At 35.8% G+C, this 22,346-nt stretch carries 21 protein-coding genes and 1 tRNA gene; 12 read left to right on the top strand and 10 right to left on the bottom strand.

Annotated elements, in window-relative coordinates; translation table 11 throughout:
* Positions 1-277: 277 nt before the first annotated feature.
* A complete protein-coding gene (locus tag ACYH9I_RS04710; RefSeq protein ID WP_483559297.1) occupies positions 278-619 on the bottom strand; it encodes a hypothetical protein in 342 nt (113 codons plus the stop codon).
* A gap of 109 nt (positions 620-728) precedes the next feature.
* Here ACYH9I_RS04710 and ACYH9I_RS04705 point away from each other — a divergent pair, with 109 nt between their 5' ends.
* The 5 genes from ACYH9I_RS04705 (at position 729) to ACYH9I_RS04685 (ending at position 3,034) form a co-directional block, all read left to right on the top strand.
* Entirely contained in the window at positions 729-998 is a 270-nt protein-coding gene (locus ACYH9I_RS04705; RefSeq protein WP_483559295.1) for a hypothetical protein, read from the top strand.
* 142 nt (positions 999-1,140) lie between these two features.
* The gene (locus ACYH9I_RS04700; RefSeq protein ID WP_483559293.1) at positions 1,141-1,317 is read left to right on the top strand and encodes a hypothetical protein; all 177 of its coding nucleotides are present in this window, start codon (positions 1,141-1,143) and stop codon (positions 1,315-1,317) included.
* 14 nt (positions 1,318-1,331) lie between these two features.
* Positions 1,332-1,940, top strand: a complete 609-nt coding sequence (locus ACYH9I_RS04695) for a Sak single strand annealing protein (RefSeq protein ID WP_483559291.1) — start codon at positions 1,332-1,334, stop codon at positions 1,938-1,940.
* Positions 1,921-2,529 carry a lambda exonuclease family protein gene (locus tag ACYH9I_RS04690; protein WP_483559289.1) on the top strand — a complete coding sequence of 203 codons (609 nt, stop codon included), beginning with the start codon at positions 1,921-1,923 and terminating at the stop codon, positions 2,527-2,529. The genes ACYH9I_RS04695 and ACYH9I_RS04690 overlap by 20 nt, the downstream gene beginning before the upstream one ends.
* 112 nt (positions 2,530-2,641) lie before the next feature.
* Complete coding sequence (locus tag ACYH9I_RS04685) at positions 2,642-3,034, top strand: single-stranded DNA-binding protein (RefSeq protein WP_483559288.1); 393 nt, start codon at positions 2,642-2,644, stop codon at positions 3,032-3,034.
* Positions 3,035-3,098: 64 nt separating this feature from the next.
* Here the strand turns inward: ACYH9I_RS04685 and ACYH9I_RS04680 are convergent, their stop codons facing one another.
* Positions 3,099-3,461, bottom strand: coding sequence for a hypothetical protein (locus ACYH9I_RS04680; protein ID WP_483559286.1), 363 nt, complete (start codon positions 3,459-3,461; stop codon positions 3,099-3,101).
* A gap of 537 nt (positions 3,462-3,998) precedes the next feature.
* On the opposite strand from ACYH9I_RS04680, the gene ACYH9I_RS04675 reads away from it, so the two are divergent.
* A complete protein-coding gene (locus tag ACYH9I_RS04675; protein ID WP_483559284.1) occupies positions 3,999-5,051 on the top strand; it encodes a tyrosine-type recombinase/integrase in 1,053 nt (350 codons plus the stop codon).
* Between the two features lie 16 nt (positions 5,052-5,067).
* On the opposite strand, the gene ACYH9I_RS04670 is transcribed toward ACYH9I_RS04675, so the two are convergent.
* The 5 genes from ACYH9I_RS04670 to bamE all read right to left on the bottom strand — a co-directional run bounded on the left by ACYH9I_RS04670 (position 5,068) and on the right by bamE (position 9,977).
* Positions 5,068-5,144: transfer RNA gene (locus ACYH9I_RS04670), tRNA-Arg, on the bottom strand.
* 206 nt (positions 5,145-5,350) lie between these two features.
* Positions 5,351-6,133, bottom strand: coding sequence for a hypothetical protein (locus ACYH9I_RS04665; RefSeq protein WP_483559283.1), 783 nt, complete (start codon positions 6,131-6,133; stop codon positions 5,351-5,353).
* A gap of 37 nt (positions 6,134-6,170) precedes the next feature.
* Positions 6,171-8,186 carry a DNA helicase Rep gene (gene rep, locus ACYH9I_RS04660; RefSeq protein ID WP_483559281.1) on the bottom strand — a complete coding sequence of 672 codons (2,016 nt, stop codon included), beginning with the start codon at positions 8,184-8,186 and terminating at the stop codon, positions 6,171-6,173.
* A gap of 104 nt (positions 8,187-8,290) precedes the next feature.
* Positions 8,291-9,259, bottom strand: coding sequence for a tRNA dihydrouridine(20/20a) synthase DusA (dusA, locus tag ACYH9I_RS04655; protein WP_483559280.1), 969 nt, complete (start codon positions 9,257-9,259; stop codon positions 8,291-8,293).
* 295 nt (positions 9,260-9,554) lie between these two features.
* Entirely contained in the window at positions 9,555-9,977 is a 423-nt protein-coding gene (bamE, locus tag ACYH9I_RS04650) for an outer membrane protein assembly factor BamE (protein ID WP_160402412.1), read from the bottom strand.
* 207 nt (positions 9,978-10,184) lie between these two features.
* Here bamE and bamJ point away from each other — a divergent pair, with 207 nt between their 5' ends.
* Positions 10,185-10,796, top strand: a complete 612-nt coding sequence (gene bamJ, locus ACYH9I_RS04645) for a BamJ family beta-barrel-assembly machinery protein (RefSeq protein WP_483559279.1) — start codon at positions 10,185-10,187, stop codon at positions 10,794-10,796.
* A gap of 41 nt (positions 10,797-10,837) precedes the next feature.
* Here bamJ and ACYH9I_RS04640 read toward each other — a convergent pair whose 3' ends face one another.
* Entirely contained in the window at positions 10,838-12,034 is a 1,197-nt protein-coding gene (locus tag ACYH9I_RS04640; protein WP_483559277.1) for an MFS transporter, read from the bottom strand.
* Positions 12,035-12,168: 134 nt separating this feature from the next.
* Between ACYH9I_RS04640 and dapB the strand changes: the two genes are divergently transcribed.
* The 5 genes from dapB to tamB all read left to right on the top strand — a co-directional run bounded on the left by dapB (position 12,169) and on the right by tamB (position 19,705).
* Positions 12,169-12,990 (top strand): 4-hydroxy-tetrahydrodipicolinate reductase, encoded by an 822-nt coding sequence (gene dapB / locus ACYH9I_RS04635; RefSeq protein WP_483559276.1) that lies wholly within the window; start codon positions 12,169-12,171, stop codon positions 12,988-12,990.
* A 7-nt stretch (positions 12,991-12,997) separates the two neighbouring features.
* Positions 12,998-13,495, top strand: a complete 498-nt coding sequence (gene tadA, locus ACYH9I_RS04630) for a tRNA adenosine(34) deaminase TadA (RefSeq protein WP_483559274.1) — start codon at positions 12,998-13,000, stop codon at positions 13,493-13,495.
* Between the two features lie 132 nt (positions 13,496-13,627).
* Positions 13,628-14,167 carry a hypoxanthine phosphoribosyltransferase gene (hpt, locus tag ACYH9I_RS04625; protein ID WP_085247860.1) on the top strand — a complete coding sequence of 180 codons (540 nt, stop codon included), beginning with the start codon at positions 13,628-13,630 and terminating at the stop codon, positions 14,165-14,167.
* 56 nt (positions 14,168-14,223) lie between these two features.
* Positions 14,224-15,900 carry an autotransporter assembly complex protein TamA gene (gene tamA / locus ACYH9I_RS04620; RefSeq protein WP_483559460.1) on the top strand — a complete coding sequence of 559 codons (1,677 nt, stop codon included), beginning with the start codon at positions 14,224-14,226 and terminating at the stop codon, positions 15,898-15,900.
* Position 15,901: 1 nt separating this feature from the next.
* On the top strand, positions 15,902-19,705 hold the full coding sequence (gene tamB / locus ACYH9I_RS04615; RefSeq protein ID WP_483559272.1) for an autotransporter assembly complex protein TamB: 3,804 nt from the start codon (positions 15,902-15,904) through the stop codon (positions 19,703-19,705).
* 759 nt (positions 19,706-20,464) lie between these two features.
* Here the strand turns inward: tamB and ACYH9I_RS04610 are convergent.
* Positions 20,465-21,394 (bottom strand): hypothetical protein, encoded by a 930-nt coding sequence (locus ACYH9I_RS04610; RefSeq protein ID WP_160402418.1) that lies wholly within the window; start codon positions 21,392-21,394, stop codon positions 20,465-20,467.
* Between the two features lie 186 nt (positions 21,395-21,580).
* On the bottom strand, positions 21,581-22,288 hold the full coding sequence (gene mnmC2, locus ACYH9I_RS04605) for a tRNA (5-methylaminomethyl-2-thiouridine)(34)-methyltransferase MnmC2 (protein WP_483559270.1): 708 nt from the start codon (positions 22,286-22,288) through the stop codon (positions 21,581-21,583).
* Between the last annotated feature and the right edge of the window lie 58 nt (positions 22,289-22,346).

The raw sequence follows: 22,346 nt of genomic DNA, 5'->3' as shown, positions 1-22,346 counted from the left end.
ATCACAGCAGTACGCATCGGGTGAGCGACTTAATCACTCCCAGCCTCGAAAGAGACCGACTGGCCATCAAGTTCTTTAGTAAGAAGATTGCTTAATTTTATATAGCAACCAGAGATTAGAGGCGGCTACTGGTTGCTGATTCCGCCTAGTGGGTGACTGGATGAATTGTGCAGGTAAACCACCAAGCAGGCTGAGAGGTCTGCGTCTAATATTCAAACCAAATGTCTTTCAACGAGAGCCATCTAGTTTGATAATTAGCAAATAGCTTACAAATAAATTATGAAATGCGTGATAATATTCTCAAAAAGACTCTTGCAGCTGCGATTATATCTGAGCAAGTATAAATGAAAACTAACCCCATTAATAGGAAGGCTAAAAGTGCCAAAACAGAGTTTTTGTTTAGTATCATTTTACATAGCCCTATTGAAGTCATTAACATCAATATGCACCTAGCTAAAAAAACTAAAAATATTAGCCCTGCTCCATAAACTGAGTTTTTAGATAAACAAAAAATTATAAATGTTGATAACTGCAAAACAAAAAAAACAAAAACACCAAACACCCAAAAAGTTACGGTTAGGCTAAGCTCTCCCCTAACTAACCTATTGAATATATTCATATCAGTTCCTTTTGTATAAATAAAACGCATTATACTGCCAAATATATTATTCACAAACTTATTTAGGAGTGAATTTATGAATTAAAACTACCAAATTTCGAGGTGAGTTATGCAATTACATAGAGCTGTAGAGAACGGTTACGAAAAAGCATATTGCAAAATGATGAACGATGTCGAAATGCAAGATGCTAAAGATAATTGGATTGAAACTAGAGCCGAAGAATTAATTAAAAATTTCGGTAACGACAATGATTGGCAAATTGTAGAGCTACTAAAAATAAAGCTAGAAAGCAAAACAATCGACAAAGAAATTTATGACCAATTTATAACCGACATATGCTATTCACAAGCAAAAACTGAGTATAGCAAGAGATTCTGACAGCTCGGAAAGACGAGCACATACTACATCCGCTTGCCCTCTTTTGAGGGCTTTTTGGGGATGACCTAATGTATTTTGACGCTGAGAGCTTCTGATTTAGAAGACATAACAGATTGGTTTTTCAAAGAATTGAGGAAATAGCATGAACACAATCCCAATTGATTACGTCGGCTGTAATGTACATGACACAGACCGATTCAGACTAAATTACAAAATAACTAAGGGCGAACAACTATACGCCCTTTTTTGTACCTACGCTTTGACATTGGGTGGGTTATTTATGTGGTTTAGCTGGATGTTAGAAGTAGCAACGAATTAAAAAGGAATATACAAATGGCAGAATCATTTGAAAAGAAAATTTGGGAAACTCTATCGCAGGTTAATGTTAACGACAAAGTTGAAAAAAAGAACGGATTAACATATTTGTCTTGGGCGTGGGCATGGGGTGTTTTAATGGAGTATTACCCTCAATCCTCATACATAATTAACCCACCAACCACAGAAATGGATGGCTCTATGACGGTTAGCGTAACGCTAACAATAAAAGAGGATAACAACGAGGCAACTCGATTTATGTGGCTACCAGTTATGGATTTTAAAAACCACGCTATTAAGTCACCAAATTCAGTAGATATTAATAAAGCGACCATGCGATGTTTAACTAAAGCCATATCTATGTTTGGGTTGGGTTTTTATATCTATGCTGGTGAAGATTTACCAGAAGAAGAAAAACAGGCGCAAAAAATTAATGAAGATGCGTTAAACAAAAAACGAGAATCATTAATCAAAGCGGTTGAACAATCTGCACAAAAAGGCATTGATGCAATGGGTGAGTTTTGGAAATCGTTATCAATTGAAGACCAAAAACTTATCGGGTCCACTGAAAAGCGCCGTATCTATGATATAGCAAAAGAGGCTAATAATGGAACAGCGAACGGATGAATGGTTTAACGTGCGACTGGGCAAAGTAACCGCAAGTAGAATTAGTGATGTGATGACTAAAACAAAAAGCGGTTATTCGACTAGTCGTCAAAATTACATGGCTCAGCTGATTTGCGAACGACTAACAGAAAAACCAACCGAATCATACTCTAACGCCGCAATGCAACGCGGCACAGAGTTAGAGCCAACAGCTAGAGAAATGTACATACTTAACCAATTTGACGTAACCGTTAAAGAAGTTGGCTTTATTCCCCACCCTACAATCGAAAACGCTGGCGCTAGTCCTGACGGGTTAGTAAATGATGACGGGCTGATCGAAATAAAATGCCCGAATACGTGGACACACTTAGAATTTATGCAATCACTAAAGCCAAAGCGTGAGTACATCTTACAAATGCAATGGCAAATGATGTGCACAGGTCGAAAATGGTGCGATTTTGTCAGTTATGACGATAGATTACCCGATAATTTGAGTTTTAGGTGCATACGAATTCATTACGACGAAGCATTAGCTCAAGAGATAGAAGCAGAAGTTATCAAATTTCTGCAAGAACTCGATGAGCGTATCAAACAAATAGAAGCCTCATAACCGTCCAAGTGACGGTTTTTTTTAAAGGAAAGAATTATGACTAGATTAACTAAAACTATCAAAGAGCAAATTTGTAAAAATGCAATTGATCAATCATTAGTGGAGCAAGAAAATGGCAATTAACACAATGACAGCAACGGGTAACGCAGGAAAAGATGCGGAATTACGTTATCTACAAAACAATACAGCGGTAGCAGAATTTCAATTACCAGTTAAACAAGGTTACGGCGAACATCAAAAAACATCATGGATTAAGTGCATTTTATGGGGTAAGGTCGCGGAGGGTTATGCACCGAAGATCAAAAAAGGCGATTTGGTAGTAGTTAGCGGTGAGTTTTATGTTGAAGAATGGCAAAAAGATGGTGCAACATTCACAAGACCGTGTTTGCGAGTATCTCAAATTCAATTGACTAAAAAGCAGGATGAACAACAGCCTCAACAATCTAAACCGCAAACAACTGCGCCAGAACCACCGATGGATTTTGACGACGATATACCTTTTTAAATCAAATGGTTATAAAAAACCGCTCATGTAGCGGTTTTTTATTGTGAGTTATATTATGGAACATCTACCAAGATAATTCCTTATTGTCGGCTTTATTGTTTTCTTCATACATCATTAGTATGTTGCTATAACTACACATATCTAAACCACTATTACAATAATCTTTAATTACCTGATCCATTATTTTTCTATTTTTTGCCTTAGTAGCTTTTTTAAATGCATTTAAATTCTCTTGCTCCATCATTCTCAAATTGGAAGCTTGGCACATATCTAGTTGTTCACAATAATCTTTTTTTACGTTAGCCTTAATATATTCGATAACTTCTTGCTTTTGAGCCTCCGAACCATCAAAGTCCATTGGATGAATAAATTTAGCTTGTGCGGCTGTAGAAAATAACATCGAAAGTAATATTATCTTTTTCAACATAAGAATCCCTTTTTTGACTATTAATTTTTATTAATAATACTTTTTTATATTGTTTTTGAAAGTTCAAAAATCAAAATGAAGTAAATTGTACTTAACAAAGTATAAAATAAAGCTTTTATTGAAGCAAACTCGTTTTATACCACCCTATTCTATTAATTTTACAAATATTCTCACGCCCATTATTTGGCGTACGATAACTATTATCTAAAGGAAACAACCATGACAACACACGAACTAAAAATTAAATCAGAGTATTTTAATACAGCGAATTACTTAGTGTGATTTTTTGATGAGAGATGAGAAGAAATTTTAGGAGTAAATAATGACACCGCTACATGATATGCGATATGTGGCAAAAGCATTGAAACTATCGGAGCATACGGTACGAGCAAATCCTGCAAAATATCACATGTACAAAATCGGGGGCTTTTGGCGCATATCTGAATCGGATTTACAAAATTACATAGACGAGAGCAAGAAAAGAAATAATAATGTTATTCGGCTAGCTCTTGTTAATGACAAAAAGGAGGTTAAAAAATGTCATTATCAAAGAGAAATGGCGTCTATTATATCGACATCCGCACACCAAGCGGCGAACGAATTAGACGCTCTACTGGGGTGAGTGATAAAAAACTCGCTCAGGAATATCATGACAAAGTAAAGCATGAAATGTGGGCAATAAGCCGACTTGATAAGCGTTTAGAACGTACATTTGACGAAGCTTTATTGTTACTACTAAATGACGGAAAAGACCAAAACGATTATGCAACTAAAGTTCGTCATGCAAAATATTGGCGCGCTATTTTTGGTGGTAAAAATTTGTCATCGATTACCGGTGAAATGATAGATAATAATCTGCCAACACATAACGCGAAAAATAAAAAACCATTAGCTCCAGCTACAATAAATAAATATCGCAAAACAATACTTAGGGCGTTGAGTCTAGCTCAAAAGAACAATTGGATTGCCTCCGTTCCATACGTCGGAAAACAGAAAGAACCAAAAGTTAGGGTTAGATGGGTAACAAAGCAACAAGCTCAAGAATTGTTAAGAAACATATCTCTAGGATGGTTGCGTGATGTTTGTTTATTTGCGTTATTAACTGGTGCAAGACGAACTGAAATTTTATCATTAACTTGGGATAAGATAGATTTTCAAAACAAAATAGCTATAGTAAGCAACGATATTGCAAAAAATGGCAAAGCAAGATCGCTGTTATTAAATGATGAGGCTGTTGGGTTATTAAAAAACAGACGACTCATCAATAGCAAGTATGTTTTTGTGAGTACAAATAATAACCCATTAAAAGATATTGATCGACGCGCTTTTAATCGTGCTACGGAAATTTGCAATATTGATGATTTCCATTTTCACGATCTACGCCACACGTGGGCTAGCTGGCACGTTCAAAGTGGAACACCTCTTTTTACATTGCAAGAATTGGGTGGTTGGGAAACGTTGGAAATGGTAAAAAAATATGCGCATTTAAACGCTGAGCATTTAAGCCATTTTTCAAATGCAGTCACATTTTGGTCACAAAATCAAAATAAAGATAATCAAGCTTTGAGCTTGGCGGTTGCAAATGATTGATTATCTTATCTTTTAATGGCGTCCCCTACAGGATTCGAACCTGTGACCTACGGCTTAGAAGGCCGTTGCTCTATCCAGCTGAGCTAAGGAGACTGGGATTGGATTTGTTGATTAGACGCTGTGTATTATATAAAGCTATTTCTATCCGTCAATGATTTTTAATGGTTTATTGCGTTGGATTGTCAAAATATCACCAATCTAGGTGTTTATTTTTTGTTTTGGTCATGAATATAGACGACCTATAAGCAATTTGGTGACTATTTGATATATAGCGCTTTATTTGTTAATCGTTTTTGATTTTAGTTATTTTCCTCTATTTTTTCAGGTTGCTTTATTTTTTTGTTGGCTATTTTGCATAGTTCTTCACATTTGCTTTTTTTCATCACTTCAATAATGTGTGATAACTGTGCTTCAAATGCCGGTTGTTGAGTTATTAGTGTTTCAGCCTTTTCGATAATTTGTAGTTTTTGTTGTTCAGTTATCACATTTGCATAATTTTCAGCCGATTGTTCTAGAGTAGTGATAATATTAAGTTTGGATTGTTCAGTTAAACAGTCCGGTAGTTCCATCCACTTAAATCCACCATAATAGTATTTTAACATTTCTACTTGCATCATTTTTGTACTATATTTTATAACTCCACCCTTCTCCGCTTCTGGAAGTTCTTTATAAAACTGGTTAACCTGCTGTGATATTGCCGCAAAATACTTTATATTAAAATTACTTAATAGAATGATTTCAGCTTGGAATTTTTTTAGGTTATTGGTTAGGTCTTGGCTCGTTAATTGGTTTGATTTATTTGGCGAAAAGATCAAATACATTTCTACTATATAGTTAATATAATTGGTGATTTGCAATTGTTCGTCTAATTTATCGTTTGAAAAATTTCCAATAAGTTTGGGATCGGTGAATTTGCTAAGGATTTCTTTACCTTTTGCTGTATCCAATCTAGGTAATGTTTTTTGAGATTCAATTTGTTTAATTAATAGATAAAACTGCGTGTTGTCAGAGTGATAATTAAAGTCTATCGCATGCGTAAAGCAACTGATTAATATTAATATGACACTTATCATTAACTTCATATTTTGTATTCCTTACATTGTCATGATTAATATTTGCTTATTTAGCCTTGGCAATTTGCGCTTTTAGCATGGCTAGGCGGCTTTGTCCTTGTTGCATTTTTTTTTCGGGAGATAGTTCGTTGCGTTGATCTTGCCATGCCAAGTCATCTTGTGGCAGTTCTAATAAGAATCGACTTGGTTCGACTTGTATTGTTTCTCCAAATTGTTTACGTTGTCGGCTAAATGAAAATGTGAGCTCTTGTTGAGCTCGAGTAATGCCTACATAGGCTAGGCGGCGCTCTTCTTCGATATTGTCTTCATCAATACTGTTTTGGTGAGGTAATAAGCCTTCTGACATACCAACTAAATACACATAAGGAAACTCTAACCCTTTCGAAGCATGCAGTGTCATAAGCTGAACTTGATCGAGCTCTTCTTCGGTTTCGTTACGTTCTAGCATGTCTCGTAAGGTAAATCTGGCAACAGCTTGTTCAAGTGTCATAGCTTCGTCAATATCATCGCCTTTTAACATATCATTTAACCAGCTAACTAGCTGTTCAACATTGCGCATACGCATTTGGCCTGATGCTGGGGATGTGGATGTTTCATAAATCCAGCTTTCATAATTGATACCATGCAGTAGTTCATAAATCGCGTCCATCGGTTCATGATGTGATTTTTGAATAAGCGTATCAAACCAATGAATAAATACCTGTAGCGATTCCATGCGTTTGCCAGATAGTAGTTGAGTTAACCCCATATCATGACTTGCTTGATATAGGCTAATACCTCGGTGATTTGCCCACTCCCCTAATTTTTGGATGGTTGCTGGGCCAATTTCTCGTTTTGGTGTGTTGATAATGCGAATAAACGCATTATCATCATCAGGGTTAGTTAATAACCGTAAATAAGCCATTAAGTCTTTGATTTCAACACGTGCAAAAAACGAGGTTCCGCCCGATATTCGATATGGTATTCGGTATTGCATTAGCATTTTTTCAATAAGACGCGCTTGATGATTACCACGATACAATATGGCATATTGTCCGTATTGGCTATTATTCGTAAAACGATGACCAATAAGATCATTAATAACTTTTTCGGCCTCGTGTTCTTCACTATCGGCCGAGATGATTCTAATAACTTCACCATAGCCAAGCTCTGAGAAGAGTTTTTTTTCAAATATATGTGGATTATTTTCGATTAAGATGTTGGCAACTTTTAAAATACGACCCGATGATCGGTAATTTTGTTCGAGTTTGATTACTTCTAAATTTGGGAAGTCCTGTTTCAGTAATACTAAGTTTTGTGGACGTGCGCCTCGCCAAGAGTAGATTGATTGATCATCATCGCCCACCACAGTGAATTTAGCTCGGTTGCCAACAAGTAATTTGATAAATTCGTATTGGCTAGTATTAGTGTCTTGATATTCGTCAACTAGCAAATAACGAACTTTATTTTGCCACTTTTCGCGGACTTGTTCGTTGTTTTTTAATAATAGTGTAGGTAGTAAGATCAGATCATCAAAATCTAAAATACTACACGATTTTAGTTGTTTTTCGTAAAGTTGATAGCAGTGTGCAAAAAGCTTTTCTTTGTTAGTTTGCGCCCTTGCCATGGCAAGGGTTGAGTCGATAATGTCGTTTTTCCAATTTGATATGGTTGAGCGCAGTTGGTTGATAAGGTCTTTATCTCCATCTAACCATTGCTGTGTGAGTTCTTTTAATAGTGCTGTTTGGTCGTGATCGTCAAATAAAGAAAAGTTCGACTTGATGCCAAGGTGTTTATATTCTTTGCGGATAATATCTAACCCTAAAGTATGGAATGTCGATATTTTTAGCCCTCTAGCCTCTTGTTTGCTGAGCGATTGAGCAATACGTTCCTTCATTTCACGTGCGGCTTTGTTGGTAAAAGTGACGGCAATAATGTGGCGTGGTAAATACTCTTTAACACGAATTAGGTAAGCAATTTTGTTGATGATAACCCGAGTTTTTCCAGAACCAGCGCCCGCTAATACAAGACAAGGGCCTGAAACATATTCGACAGCTTTTTGTTGGCTTGAATTTAAACGCACTGAATAAAAACCATTATGAAAAATGTGGATTAGTATATAACGATATACTAGTTGCGTCCAATTATCATCAATATTTATCGATCATAACCGCTATTTTTTGTCATCTACTTGATGAATGTTAAAGCCTGCTCAACAACGTCAACACCCGCACTTTTTTTGTGGGCATTTTCGCTCAAATAACGTCTCCATTGCCTTGCGCCTTTGTGTCCATTAAATAACCCTAATGTGTGGCGCATGATATGATTTAGCTGTGCCCCTTGTGTCAGTTGCTGTTCAATATAAGGGTAAAGTGCCTGAATCGCTAATTTAGGTTCGATTATTGGAGAGTTTAATCCAAAAATTTGTGCATCAATTTGAGTCAGTAATAGTGGGTTTTGATAAGCTTCTCGCCCAACCATTACACCATCAACATACTTTAGATGGTGTTTTATTTCGTCAATTGTTTTAATACCACCGTTAATCGCGATAGTTAAGTCGGGATAATCTTGTTTAAGTTGGTAAACACGATCATAATCGAGCGGAGGGACTTCTCGGTTTTCCTTTGGGCTTAACCCAGACAACCACGCTTTACGTGCATGCACAATGAATGTATTAGTATAGGGCATGACTTTTTCAATAAATTGACATAAAAATGCATAGCTATCAAAATTATCAATGCCAATTCGGGTTTTTACTGTGACGGGAATATCAACCTGATCTTGCATTTGTGCAACACAGTCTGCAACTAAATCGGCTTTTCCCATTAAACAAGCACCAAACATGCCATTTTGTACACGATCGGATGGGCAACCTACATTTAAATTTATTTCATCATAACCACGTTCTTGTGCTAATTTTGCACATTGTGCTAATGCTTTAGGATCGCTACCACCTAGTTGTAAGCTGACTGGATGTTCTTCATTATTGAAAGCTAAATAATCCCCTTTTCCAAATAAAATCGCGCCAGTGGTCACCATTTCGGTATAGAGTAATGTTTGTTTAGTTAAAATTCGATGAAAATAACGGCAATGCTTATCGGTCCAATCAAGCATAGGGGCAATGGAAAAACGATTTAGACTTGACCTGTTATGCAAAAAAACCTCGACATCAATTAAAAATTTGTTATTTTACTCGACGTTTTCAAATAAAACCACCATATAAATAATAAGAATGGATACAAACTAAACAAATATCTCAATATACGGCTATTGTAAATATTTTTAATTATATTTATCGCTTCAGTACTGCTTTTTATAATACCATGCCAATTATTATTACTTTATACGGTAGTTATTACTAATAATCGTTGCAAGTTATTACCTTTTATAGGTATAAAATTAAAATAAATAAACAAAAATAAAAAACCTCGTTAAGTAACGAGGTTTTTTATTAAGAATCGGGGTCAGGATTATCGTCATCAGATTTTTTATCAATCGGGTCTGATATACCTTGTTTATTCATTTCTTCTAATGATTTGGAACCGTCTAGTTCTGATGCTTTAATATCTTTTACTAGGCCCATTTCATCAAAATAAACAGCATAACTTCTTTGGCTAACGTCCCCATGCTGAGGTTGCTGACGAAAAACATAATACCAAACATTATCGCCAAAAACAGAAGTTAACATTGGTGAGCCCATAATAAACACAACTTGTTCTTTACTTTGACCTACTTTTAATAGATCAAGAGCATCTTGTGTCACATAATTACCTTGGTTGATATCCGGTCTATATATCCAATGCTCAACAACCGAACAACCAGTTAATAAAACACTCGTTACAATTGCAAAGGCGGTAAATTTACGAAACAGCATCTAACTTTATCCATTTAAAAAATGATAGGCCATATTATCGCTGATATTTTTCCTGAGTGCTAGCCAAATTGATAAATTCTTTAACAATTAGCTAATAATCAAGTTATCATCAAGTAATGATACAAATTATCACTTGACTTTTATCCTTGTATCCACCAACTTAATACAGTCATGATAGACGCTTCTTTTAAACAATTAAGGTACAAAATGAAACTAGAAACAATAGATCAAAAAGCAAGTTATGCCATTGGATTACAAATTGGGCAACAATTGAAAGAGTCAGGATTGAATAATTTAGAACTCAACGCGTTAAAACAGGCCATGGAAGATGTTTTAGCCGGTAATCCGCCTGCACTACCTTTACAAGAACTACATGATGCACTACGTCATGTACATGAACAAGCAACAAAAGAAAAAGCCAAACAAGCAGAAAAAATTGCTCAAGCAGGTAAAGATTTTCTTGCTAAAAATATTGATAAAGATGGTATTAAATCGACTGAATCTGGTTTACAGTATGAAATCATCCAACAAGGTGATGGCGCTTTGCCTAAAGCAACAGATCGCGTTCAAGTTCATTATACAGGTCAATTGATTGATGGTACTGTATTTGATAGCTCAGTAGAGCGTGGACAACCGGCTGAGTTTCCTGTCAATGGCGTAATTCAAGGCTGGGTTGAAGCACTACAACTGATGCCTGAAGGTTCAAAATGGCGTTTATATATTCCTCATGAGTTAGCCTATGGTGCTCAAGGTGCTGGTGCATCAATTCCACCATACAGTGCATTAATTTTTGATGTTGAATTATTAAAAGTTTTATAAGAAAGAATGGACGTCACTTGACGTCCATTTGTTTTAAACTATTATCGTTTAGGAAGAAGATAGGCGCTAAATGCCGCCAGTAACAATAAAATACTTGCCGTACCAAACGCAACTAAATGAGTGTGTAAGTGATCGTAAGCCCATCCACCTAACCATGAACCAATCATCGCACCAATTTGATGCCCCAAATAGGTTAATCCGGAAAGTAATCCCACAATTTTTACACCATAAATATCTGCTGTAATAGCTCCAGACATTGACAAAGCGCCAGCCCAAACCAAACCACCCACTGCTGCAATAGTAAAAAGCTGCCATTTAGTTGATGCTAAAACAAGAGCAATAAAACCTAAGCCTCGTATTAAATAAACCATCATCAAAATGTTTTTTCGTTGTACTATATCAGATAGATAACCCAAAACTAAGGTACTAAAAATAGCGACTAAACCAATTAAACCAATACCATTAGAACTGGTGATAGGATCAAATCCATGATCGATAAGCATTGGGACACCGTGTGTTCCTAATAAATTCATACTAAAGCCACAGGTAAAAAGCCCAAAACTCAGTTGCCAAAATGGACGTGTTTTTAGCACATCTATAAGTTTGACACTAGGCTCTATTTTTTGATTGATAACAGGCTCTATACTAGAATTTTCGATCTCAGATTGATTATCTTTCATAATAAACAAAGCAATAGGCAAGGCGATAATCATAAAAATCACAGCAAACGAAATTAGCGTTGTTTGCCATCCATAAATAGGAATGAAGAATGCAAAAACAGGTAACATCACCGCAATACCAGCCATACTTCCTGTTGATAAAATAAATAAGGCCAATCCTCTGCGTTTAATAAACCAACGCGCAACAATGGGCGTAAAGCTAACTGACCCCACAAAAGAAGTACCAAAAGATAATGCAATACCGAAAGATAGTAAAAAGCTCCAATAATCGGTTGAGTTAGCTGACCAAACTGTCGAGATAATAATAATGATCGCACCTAATATTAGGACAAAACGAGTACTATACTTACCCACTAAATATCCCGCTATTGGCATTGCGATACCTGAAAAAAGCATGCCTATAGCAATAATGCCAGAAAGGACGCTACGACTAAACCCAAGATCATTTGCAATGGGTAGGAAAAAAACACCCATACTCATTCTCAACCCACTAGAAAGCAAAGTGAGAAAAGATGCTGCAATAACGATATTCCAACCAAAATACCATGGAGATCGCATAATAACTCCTGATTATTTTTTATAGAAAAGGGATCAAAAATTGTAGCATTTAAGTTTAGCTGATGTGTATAAGTTATTTATTTTCCGCTATAATATTTATTTATCTACATTCACAAAAAGTTAAGGAAAGTTATATGTCAACAAACATGATTCGTATTGCGATAACTGGTGCTGGTGGCAAAATGGGACGGCAACTTATCCAAGCTGTTTCGCAAATCGAAGGGGTTACCTTAGGTGCAGCATTTGAACGAGCTGGTTCATCACTAATTGGTAGTGATGCTGGTGAACTTGCTGGGATCGGTATGTGTGGCATTAAAGTCACCGATAATTTAGCACAAGCTAAAGACCAATTTGACGTACTGATCGATTTTACCCGACCTGAAGGCACCCTTGCACACTTAGCTTTTTGTGTTGAAAATAAAAAAATGATAATCATTGGCACAACTGGTTTTGATGATGCAGGTAAACAAGCTATTGCTGATGCAGCTAAAAACATTGCCATTGTATTTGCCGCAAACTTCAGTGTTGGTGTTAACTTAGTGCTAAAATTATTGGAAAAAGCCACCAAAATTATGGGCGGTTATACTGATATCGAAATTATTGAAGCGCATCACCGTCACAAGGTTGATGCGCCGTCTGGTACAGCATTAGCCATGGGTGAAGCAATAGCAGATGCACTTGATTGCAACTTAAAAGAGCGTGCAGTTTACTGTCGCGAAGGTCACACAGGGGAAAGACCACAAGGCGCTATCGGCTTTGCAACTATCCGAGCTGGGGACATAGTAGGAGAACATACCGCTATTTTTGCCGATATTGGTGAACGTGTTGAAATTAGTCATAAAGCATCCAGCCGTATGACATTCGCTAATGGTGCTGTACGAGCTTCACTCTGGCTTGCCAAACAACCTGTTGGTTTATACAACATGCGTGATGTCCTAAATCTCAATAATTTATAATTTGAAAATGTCAGATGAAATTTGGATGCGACATGCATTAATGCTTGCTAATCGTGCCGAATCGATAGGAGAGATCCCTGTCGGTGCGGTGATTGTTGATGAAAATAATCAAATTATTGGTGAAGGTTTTAATCAACCTATTAGTAAGCATAATCCCACAGCTCACGCCGAAATACTAGCTATTGAACAAGCGGGTAAGTTTTTGAATAACTATCGCATAATTAATACAACCTTATATGTCACTCTTGAACCTTGTATTATGTGTGCTGGCGCCATTATTCATAGCCGTATTAAACGTGTAGTGTATGGTGCAAGTGATTACAAAACTGGCGCAGCAGGTTCTTTTATCGATATTCTTGCTCAGCAAGGCATCAACCATTATGCAGAAGTGACAGGCGGAGTACTAGCTAACGAATGTAGTACTATTTTGAGTGATTTTTTTAAAAAACGGCGTTTACAACAAAAGGTGACTAAAAATAGTTATCAAAAAATTTTAGGTAACTAGGTGTTCAAGCATAAAATACGAAAATCTATTCCCATGTCAGTTTAATAAAAAATGAGTTCGCTTATTCTTTTTACCAAGGAAAATTGCTAGAATCTCATTTAATTTTTTTAAAATTTAATTTGAGCATTATTAATGAAAAAACACACATTAGAAATGATGATATCTACTGATGATATCCAAAAGCGCGTGATTGAACTAGGTCAACAAATCAGTCAAGATTATCAACATAGCCAAAATGAACTTATTTTAGTTGGTCTTTTACGTGGCTCTTTCATTTTTATGGCCGATTTGAGCAGAGCAATTACCGTTGGACACGAAGTTGATTTTATGACAGCGTCAAGCTATGGTAATGCTGTGATTAGTAACCGTGATGTTAAAATATTAAAAGATTTAGACGAAGATATCCGTGATAAAGATGTATTGATTATCGAAGATATTATAGACACGGGTAATACACTTAGCAAAGTTATGGCTATTTTAAAATTACGTCATCCACGCAGTATTGAAATTTGTACACTGCTAGATAAACCTTCACGGCGCGAAGTGAACGTTCCAGTGAAATATATCGGATTTTCGATTCCTGACGAATTTGTCGTAGGTTATGGTATTGACTATGCTCAGCACTACCGTCACTTACCTTATATTGGTCATGTCACTTTACTTGAATCTTAATATTATACGAGGTCTATGTGTCGCGATTTTCCTGTTCATTAGGTTTACTGTTAGTGATGACAGCGACATCAAGTTACGCTGACATGAAATTATCCATTAAAGGATTATCAGGAGAATTAGCTGACAATGTCAATACACGTGTTTCATTAATTTCCCCCAATAAAGTGGTTGATACGCCCGCTTTTAAGCGGTATTTTGAAAGTGAGGTGCAAAAAGCACTACGCGCATTAGGTTACTATTCGCCAACTTTTGAATATAACGCACAAGATCCCAAAGTCCTTGTCGTTAACATATCACCAGGTGATCCCGTATTAGTTGAGCAGCTCAATGTCAATATTACTGGGGATGGACAAAAAGATCCCGATTTTCAATATTTGCTAAAAAACAACTTACCCAAAATTGGCGATGTGTTAAATCATGGCATTTATGAGTCATTTAAGAAAAGCTTACAAAATTTATCACTAAAAAAAGGTTACTTTGATGCCGATATGCCTAAACATCAATTGGCTGTTTCGACAGTTGAAAATAAAGCCTTTTGGAATATTGATTACACTACAGGTAAACGTTATCGACTAGGTAAAGTCACTTTTCATAACGCCAAAATCCGTGACGATTATTTAGCAAATATTGTTCCATTTAAAGATGGTGAGGAATATACAGCCGAACAATTGTCATTATTAAATAGACGCCTTACCTCAACAAACTGGTTTAATTCAGTGGTTGTTGTACCTGACTTTCCACATTTAACAAAAGACAAAGTTCTACCTATTGATGTTGAAACCTCGCCTCGCAAAAAAAATAATATGGACTTAGGTTTAGGCTTTTCAACAGATAACGGTGTACATGGAAAAATTGGTTGGAACAAACCTTGGATCAATAGCCGAGGACAAAGTTTTCAAAGTAACTTATCGCTATCTTCACCAGAACAACTGGTCACTATGAGTTACAAAATTCCATTAAAAAAATCACCTCTTGAGCAGTATTATACCATTCAAAGTGGTTATAAAAAGATAGATAATAACGACACCTACTCACGTTCTTATACGTTTGGAGCATTGCGCAACTGGGATAATTTTTATGGATGGCAAACAGCATTAGGTTTTAATCTATTACGAGATGATTTTACCCAAGGTGATGCAAGTTTCAAAACATTTTTGTATTACCCTTCACTTAGCTTATCAAGAATTCGTTCTGATGGTGATTTATTAGCGATGTGGGGGGATTCGCAACGTTACTCTGTCGAAGCCGCTGGAGAATCATTAGGGTCAGATATTAATTTAGTTCGTTTTCAAGCTCAACAAGCTTGGATTCGCTCGCTACATAAGTCGCATCGATTTATTGCTCGTGGCAATTTCGGTATTATACAAGCAAGCAATTTTGATCGAGTTCCACCATCGTTTAGATTTTTTGCGGGTGGTGAGCGCAGTATTCGTGGTTATAGCTATCAATCTATTTCACCTAAAGATAAAAAAGGCAAATTAAAAGGTGCCTCTAAACTCATCACAGGTTCAATTGAATACCAGTATAATTTATCAGGTCCATGGTGGGGGGCTGCCTTTGTTGATACTGGCGAAGCCATAGACAAAGTTGATACAACCAAATTTTATACAGGAACAGGATTTGGCATTCGTTGGGCCTCTCCTGTTGGGCCAATAAAAATCGATTTAGCAACACCATTAAATAAAAACACCGGTTCTATTCACCTATATATTGGTCTAGGAAGCGAGTTATAATATGGCTAAAAATTTAGTTAGAATAAAAAAAGTAAAAAAATTAAAACAGATACGCAAATGGAAAAAGCGAAGCATAGCCATTTTATCTGTTATCGTCTTTCTAATCGTTTTTGTTATTTTGTTTATATATACCAGTCTTGGTGTAAAACTAACTACCTATGTTTTAAATAAATTTCTACCTGAGCTAAAGATAGCTCAAGTTGAAGGCACATTACATAATCTGCATATACAAGGACTTTCGCTTGAATTACCGAATGTTAATGTTCAAGTTAATGATGCTTCATTTTCATTAGCTGGACATTGTTTATTAAAAGCCCAAGTCTGTGTAAATCAATTTAATGCCGATGGTGTAAAAGTTTCAATTAATACTGGACAAATAGATAGTTCGCCTAGAGAAGAGCCTAACACAGAAAAACGTTTTGAACTCAAAACACCGTTACCTATAGATCTTAAAAATACCCACTTAACAAATATAAAAGTCACCGTTGATGATATGCAATTTGGTATGTCAGACTTTACTGGTAAAGCAAGGTGGATTAATAATCAAATTTATGTTTATCCCGCTGTAGCAACAGATTTAAGCGCTATTTTTGCCGATAATAAAACAACCAATTTACCTGTTGAAGCAACAAACGAAGATATCGCGCTTAATGAAAAAATTAGCCAAATTTTTAATCAACCACTGATTGATTCATTACCTCAAGTTAATATTCCATTAAATATTAATGTGATAAGTTTAACTGGTAATAACTGGTTATTACATATTGGTGGGCAAGATTATCGATTCAATAACGTTATAATTCAGACTAATATCGTCAATAGTCGTATCATTGTAAAACAAGTCGATACAGATGCTACCACCCCTTACGCAAGCGGACATGCTTCGGTTTCGGGCGAAATCACATTACATGACGACTGGCCAGTATTAGCATTAGTGAAAGCAAATACCGAACAAAATCAATTTGATGCACAATTTTCAGGTAAATTGCTTGGAGAGCTATTAACTAACGCAACTCTTGATGGCTTGAATCAAATAAAAATAAATGGGCGCATCAATTTTATAGAAAAATACTTGCCTATCATGACCCAACTCGAAGGTAAGCATATTCAATGGCCAATTGAAGGACAAGCGCAATATGAATTAAATGATTTTTCTGCATCAATAGAGGGTAACGTGCAGCAGTATCAAATGTCAGCTAAAGGCCATATAAAAGGAGAGGAATTAGCCAACACGATGTTTGATATTGCCGGTACAGGCACCAATCAAGGTGCAATGATCGACCATGGAATAATTAAATTACCCCAAGGTGAAATTAATATAGCAGGAACTGCAAATTGGCAACAAGCACTACAATGGGATACCGACATAAAACTCAATAACGTTGATATCACTAAAGAATTGCCAAATTATCCAATTCGATTAAACGGTCAATTGAAAACAACCGGCTCGCTAGAAAGTGACAAATGGGCATTTAATTTATCCGATTTACAGTTAAAAGGTAATATCAATCATGCTGATTTTTTGGCATCAGGTAATCTATCTGTTAACTCTGAAAATAAAACCACTGCAGATGATTTTGCGATAAAATGGGGAAAAAATCAGCTCAATATAAATGGCTCAAGTGAAAGTGGCAATTTACTTACAAAGTTAAATTTCGAATCGCTATCGTTATTGATTGACGGCATGCAAGGATCTGTTGTGGGCAATATTGAACTCAATGGCGCTGCTAACAATGCCACTATTGATACCAATTTGTCGGTTAACTCATTTTCTTTTAACACAATCAAACTAGCTAAAGCTAATCTTATTGGCAAAATTCGGTATAAAAACCAATTAAGTGGTAATATCAAGCTCACTGGTCAAACAATAGAGCTACCAAGCCAAATCATCAAAAAAGCAAATATTGAGTTATCAGGCAGTGAAAATCACCATACTTTAACGGTAAATATTGATGGTGATCCAGCATCATTGACAACTTCGTTAACAGGGCAACTTGATAAAGATCGCACAAAATGGAGCGGGACCATTGCGCATGCCCTACTTAATTTAGGCAAGAACAATAATTGGCAACTCGCTAAATCGTTGGACTTATCTTATGACATAAAGAATCAAATACCAGCCATTAGTGCCCATTGCTGGATAAATGAAAAGTCAACTATTTGCCTTGATAAACAATTTTCGATAACTAAAAACACCGATACCAGTATTACGTTAAAAGAAATTAATCTATCTAAACTACCAATACCTAACGATGGTGAAACCAAACTTGCTGGTAATGTAAATGGCAAAATAATCATACAATTTAAAAATGACAATAAAATACCATCAATAAAAGCGAATATAACCAGTCATGATGTTTATATTCAACAAATTGTTACCTCACAGTCGTTGCCACTGCCTTTCGAACTTTTCAAAATCAATGCAGAATTTAATGAACAACAAGCTAAATTAGATTGGATTTTTGGCCTAAATAAACTAGGAAAAATCAGCGGAAATATAGTGATAACAGATCCAACCAATCAAAAAACATTAAGTGGCCAATTAAATATCGATCATTTAGCTTTAGCGATTATTAATCCATTATTAGACAGTAAAGATTATGCTAAAGGTGCCATTAATGGTACGGTTAAATTTTCTGGATCATTAAATGACCCATTGCTAACAGGTAATATTAGCTTGAAACATAGTGAAATACAATCAAGCCAATTACCCATTGACATCAAATCAGCTAAGTTTGATATCAATTTCAATGGGAAATCATCCACATTAAAAGGTGTTTTAACCACTCAAGCAGGTAATGTTAATATTAATGGTAATGCCAGCTGGAATACCTTAGATAAATGGCAAGCTTCGTTAACAGTTAATGGTGCCGCCATGGAAGTTTCAGTGCCACCAATGATTGTTATGACCATTATTCCTGATATTAAAATCAATGCAACACCAGACGAATTAACGTTATTAGGAAAAGTAAGTATTCCAAAAGGTAAAATAACGGTTGAATCGCTACCCTCATCAAGCGTTGATGTTTCGCCCGATGAGGTCATGCTTGGTGCAAATCGAAAAGAAATTAAGGCCCAAGAATTTGGCATGAAAATCAATGGACATATTGAAATTAATATTGAGGATAAAGTTACTGTCGATGCCTTTGGATTAAATGCATCGCTTAAAGGTAATTTAATTGCAACACAAACCAATAAAGGACTCGATCTACATGGAGAGATTTCAATTCCAACAGGTCGATTCCATGCCTATGGGCAAGACTTGATTATTCACAAAGGTATCATCACATTTTCAGGTGCAACCGATCAAGCTATGCTCGACATTGAAGCAATCCGTAATCCAGAATCAATGGAAAATAATAACATCATGGCGGGGATTCGTGTTACAGGATCGTCGGAATCACCTAAGATTGAAGTGTTTTCAGATCCTGCCATGTCACAGCAAGAAGCCCTTTCCTACTTAATTCGAGGTCAAGGACTTGATAGTGCGGAACAAAGTGATAGTGACATGATGACCGCATTACTCGTTGGTATTGGCACAGCAAAAACCGGTAAATATATTGGTGATATAGGTAATGCATTTGGTATCAAAAATCTAACGCTTGATACACAAGGTGCGGGTAACAACTCTAAAGTTGTGGTTAGCGGGTATATATTACCTAACTTACAACTAAAATATGGTGTCGGCATTTTTGATTCATTGGCAACGTTTACTTTACGTTATAGGCTTATGCCGAATCTTTATTTAGATGCAGCATCAAGCTTAGCGCAAACATTGGATCTGATTTATCAATTTGATTTCTAACATTACCCCAAAGGACTCTATGCCCATTACCTTACGCAGAACCTCAATGGAGTAAAATGCTAACACCAGCCTAGCTAAAGCGTGCTAACTGACACTTTAATTAGGCTGCATATCAGATTATGCCATTTCAGTGATAAAATAGTGCTATCAGCATTTATTTTTGTCCAATGGCACATAAACCCATAACACCAAAAAAACTTCAATGAAATCAATATCTTTTCTGACTGATTTTGGGCTAGTAATTAGATCTCTTTAACCAAAAACACCTCCACAAAATCTAACCCAAGGTTATGTTGTTTGTCTTGCTTGACGTCAGAATGTGCCACGATAGAGCGAGGCTAGCACGCCAAACAGGAACGTTTGGCTAGTTTGTGCTGTGCTATTTGAACGTCTGAGCAAAGCAAAGATGGCCTCGTAAAGGCAAGTGTCAGGATGATACAAGTAATTGTGGAGAGCAGTCTGAAAGGTCACATTATGCAGATAAAGCCTGGGGTCGCTAAGGGAATTCGCTTCAAATTCCCTTAGCTCGGACGTGGTCACTGTCGCCATTTTAATCACTTAAAGCCAAAACATCCGAAACTATCACACAAAACCAAATCAACCCTCCCCAAAGCATCACCTGATTTAAAGAAGAAAAACCATTGATTTTATTAAAATTTTTATTTACTAAGTTTACAAATCTATTAGCGCAAAGAACTCGCTAAAAGCGAGTTCTTTGTCAACAATCGATTCCATTCTAATAGAACACGACTAATTGGGTTATTCTTCAATTTTCTTATAAAACCAAGAGTATCCCATTCCTCTTTTCGTGTAAGCATCTTTCACTTGACTACAAGGGTATCCTTCTTTTATTGCTTTTTGTAATTTATTTTCTTCATTCCAGTTTAATTTCTGAGCTTTAACGGCTTCTAATTTATCTATGCATGAGTTATATGTAGCAACAAATTCCGCATTATTTTCTGTATAGAATTTGACGTACTTATCACTTTCTTTTTTCCATGCTTTTTCCCAACTAACGTTACAAGCTGATTGAAAAACCAGATCCTCTGCACAGTATAGCGATTTTTTTGATTCAATGGTTTGAATATCGACATTGGCTAATTCATCAGCCGCCTTTTCTTCTAGTGCTTTTTGGGCAACACTACACTTAGAGCCAGTTCTTTTATCTAATTTACATAAAGACTGCATTTTTGCTTTAATTTCATTAAAAGATAGCTGTTTTAACTCTTTTTTGCCTTCATCTACTTTTTCTTTATAAACCGTTTCCCAAGCTTCACATTTCGGGCTTTTATTAAACGAAAAACTACTCTTACACTCATCTACCTTTAAATATTCATCAACTGATTCGCCCCATGACATACCAGAAACTTGTTGTCTGATGGCGCTCATTTCAGATTCTACCGCTTGTTTTTTTTCGTCTTCTTTCCGTTTTTTTTCTAATTCATATTTTATCTTTCTGTCTTTTTCAATTGCAGACATTGCAGCACGACATTCAGGATTTTTTTCTACCTTTTCGATACCGCCTTTATCATTTGCTATAAATGCCTTTTCTAAATCCTGATTACATTGCTCTACTTTTTTATTTGCTGAGTCTATATTGTTTAAATAATATTCCTCGTTTTTTTCTTCACAACCCGTTAAAATCATAGCGGTGGTTAATATAATTAAAACGTTTTTTAAGGCTTTCATTTGTTCTCCTATTTAATTTACTATTATTTTTATAACTATATTAATCAATAATAAATTGTTATTATTGATTAATATGTTACATGAATTAGCTTATCACTTCTAGAAAATTACTTAATTTTGGGAGTGACTTGTTTTGTTTTCTGTAATTTGAGAAATGACGGTAGTGGATACAGGTAAAAAGCAAACTCACTTATACCCTACTAACATTTCACGTTTTGCGCCAAACCCTTTTCGTTTTTCAACGGTAAATCCGGCGCTCATTAAATGACGACGAACAAAACCAGCAGCCGTAAAAGTCGCAAAACCACCGCCTGGGGCTGTTAGGCTAAAACAATTGCTAAATAAACATTCTGACCACATATCAGGATTTTTAGCCGGTGAAAAACCATCAAAAAACCAAGCATCAATCAATACATTTTTCTTAACTAGAAAATCTGAAAAATGCCTAATATCATCATAGCATATTGTCAAACTAACGTTGTCAAATTGGCAGGTAGAATCAATCAAACTAGCCTGAAGTTGTTTTGCTAACGAAAATAACGTTTCATTTTTAGAAACCACATTATCATGTATCTTTATTAGTTCATCTAAAGATAATGGATACTTTTCGACACTGAAAAAGGCAAGATATTTCAGTATATGATTTGGATGCTCACTTCTAAAATTTAAAAACGTTTGCCATAAAATTAAAAAACTTAGCCCTGAACCAAAACCTGTTTCACCAACAATAAATGTATCTTGCTTATGCTGTAAAAAACGCTGATGTAAATCATTACCGTCAATAAATACATACCTTGTTTCCTCAATGGCGCCTTCCGTATTAAAATACACATCATCAAAATGAACAGAAATAGGCGTCTGATTTTCATTCCAAATAATCGTCGATTTATGCATAAATTTCCTTTAAACAGCTATATTTAACAACTGTATATTAATGTTAATTATGTATATA

The organism is Gilliamella sp. X-23 (genome assembly GCF_057063545.1).
Note: the sequence above shows the minus strand (reverse complement) of the source record. Positions and strands in the feature narration are given on the sequence as shown.